We start from the raw sequence: 1,297 nt of genomic DNA on the forward strand, positions 1-1,297 counted from the left end.
CGGTGCGGCGTCGAAAACCTCCGCGCGTCGGGGCGGTGCGGCGTCGAAAACCTACGACGCGACGGCGAGATGTCGATGTTGAGGCTCTTGCGGATTATCTGGGTGAACCCCATCGAGCAGAGGAAGTACCAGACGATCCACGCCTGCATCGGGCCGAGGACGCCCTCGGTCCAGCTAACTTCGCCGACGAGTGGCAGGACGATGTTCTGCATCGTCACGTGCGCCTCGGCGTTGCCGCCGACGCCGATGGCCCAGTACATCCAGAGGAACGCCGGGATGGTGAGGAACATGATCCACACCATCGGGCGGAACTGCTCTTTGAACATGCCCATCTGGTCGCCCATCGCCTCCATCTGCTCCTGCTGGATGGCGTCGAGGGCCTCGTCGTCGTCGTTCTTCTGGGCCTCTTTGCGTCGCTCCTGGATGTCCTTCATCCGCTCTTGGTACTTCGACATCTTGTTCATGTCCATCAGGTTCGCCTGCAGGAGCGTGGAGTAGAGCCCGGTCGCCAGCGCGATGACCATGATGACCGCGTAGAACGGCAGCAGGTCGGTCAGCGGTCCGAGGACGACGTTCATCACGTTGCCGATGATGTCGCGGAGCGGTTTCCACCCGTACGCGGCGAACAGACCCACCGTCACGACGGCGGCCATCTTGTCGTAGGTGGACCACGAGGAGTCGCCGAGGTCGTCGTCGTCGACCGACGACGAGGACGACGCGCCCGACGAACTCGTCGACTCGGTCTCGAGGGCCGCCCGCGTCGCCTCGGGGTCGGCGAGTCGGAACCCCTCGTCGCCGTCGACGAGGACGCCCTTCTCGATGAGACGCCCCCCAGTGACCGCTGGTGATGTCTCCCTTCACGTCGACCCACTTGACTTCGCCGTCGTCGGCCCGCGCGAGGACCGTCTCGACGCGTCCCGCATCTCCGGGTCAGAGGAGACGAGGTCACGCACCTTCGGTTCGATTCGTGCCATTGCCGAGAGAGTAGTTACTCACCGGTTATCAAGCTTTTACTCTGGATTCGTGTTCGCGCGGAGGGCCGCCGGCGTCCGCGAGGGTGATCCGGGCGGTCAGGGCCAGACGCCGCGCGCGTCGTGTGCGGCCGCGACGCGCCGAAGCGCGACGGCGTAGGCGGCGTCGCGCCACGTCCGCGCGCCGTCGTCGAACTCCGCGCGGACCGCGTCCCACGCCGCGAGCATCTCCTCTTCGAGTTCCGCGTGGACGCGTTCGAGCGGCCACGCCCGACGGTTGATGTCCTGCAACCACTCGAAGTACGAGACGGTGACGCCGCCGGCGT

Annotated in this window: 2 pseudogenes; both read right to left on the bottom strand. The window is 66.0% G+C overall.

Going from position 1 to position 1,297, the window contains the following annotated elements:
• Positions 1-974, bottom strand: a pseudogene (locus GJ632_RS21560) (DUF106 domain-containing protein); the annotation flags it as partial.
• Positions 975-1,070: 96 nt separating this feature from the next.
• A pseudogene (locus tag GJ632_RS21565) lies at positions 1,071-1,297 on the bottom strand (Glu/Leu/Phe/Val dehydrogenase); the annotation flags it as partial.

Source organism: Halogeometricum sp. CBA1124 (assembly GCF_009741955.1).
Taxonomy (GTDB): Archaea; Halobacteriota; Halobacteria; order Halobacteriales; family Haloferacaceae; genus Halogeometricum; species Halogeometricum rufum.